Raw genomic sequence first — 914 nt, forward strand, 5'->3', positions numbered from 1 at the left:
TAGGCGGGAACAATCACAACATCACCTTCCTGCAGACGAATGTCATCCTGAATGTTGCCTTTCATGATAAATTGGTAAACGTCGATTGTGGCGATATTTTTGCCGTTACGTACCAGCTGGACATTGCGAAGGCTACCTATGTCACTGACTCCACCTGCACGATAAAGTGCATGGAAGACAGTAGAAAAGGAAGAGAGAGAGTAAGTGCCCGGCTGGACTACTTCACCCATCACATTGATCTGAATAGTACGGATGCTGCCCAAAGTCAGACGAATGTCCGAAGTAGGGTCATTCGTATTATTGAGACCATTATATATCTTGTTTAATGTTTTTTTAAGATAGTCGTTGGCTTCAGCAATAGTTAGTCCGTTCAGGTTGACGGGACCTATTTTCTGAATGTTGATCGTGCCATCAGGAGAAATCTGTTGGCGGATAGTGTTCTGGCTGGCTCCCCAGATGTCGATAATCACTTCATCACCGGGACCGAGACGGTAATTTAAAGGCGTGGCGATGTTGACACTGGGTTCAAAAGTCAAGTTACGGGTATTAAAAATGTTACGTCCGAAAACCTGATTACTACGTGCAAGATCTTGAGTACTCGGATGGTCTTCCAGCATATCGGAGGTGTTCTCCTTCATTTCTTCACGTAAGCGTGATTCATTGACATCCGTACCGGTAGCGTTGGAAGCATTGACATTGTTCTGCTGCTCATAGAGCTGCTTCACACGCATAGCCTGCTCTTTGGTCACGCCCTTACGTGCAAGTTCAGAGGCTAATTGTTTTTGTTCTTTCCCTTGTCTAATCCCCTCTTTGACATACTCCAATACTTGAGAATCACTCATATTTTGAGCCATCAAAGGAGAAAAAACTCCTAACAGTAGAATGAATAGAAATACGTTAAAGTTTTTTTGTGT

The 914-nt window shown here is 43.7% G+C and carries 1 protein-coding gene; it reads right to left on the reverse strand.

Annotation, left to right across the window (positions count from 1 at the left end):
- Positions 1-914, reverse strand: a 914-nt coding sequence (locus LPH68_RS26450) for a polysaccharide biosynthesis/export family protein (protein ID WP_230297291.1), incomplete at both ends; no start/stop codon positions are given.

Source organism: Bacteroides sp. 1_1_30, from assembly GCF_020982715.1.
Classification (GTDB): domain Bacteria; phylum Bacteroidota; class Bacteroidia; order Bacteroidales; family Bacteroidaceae; genus Bacteroides; species Bacteroides xylanisolvens.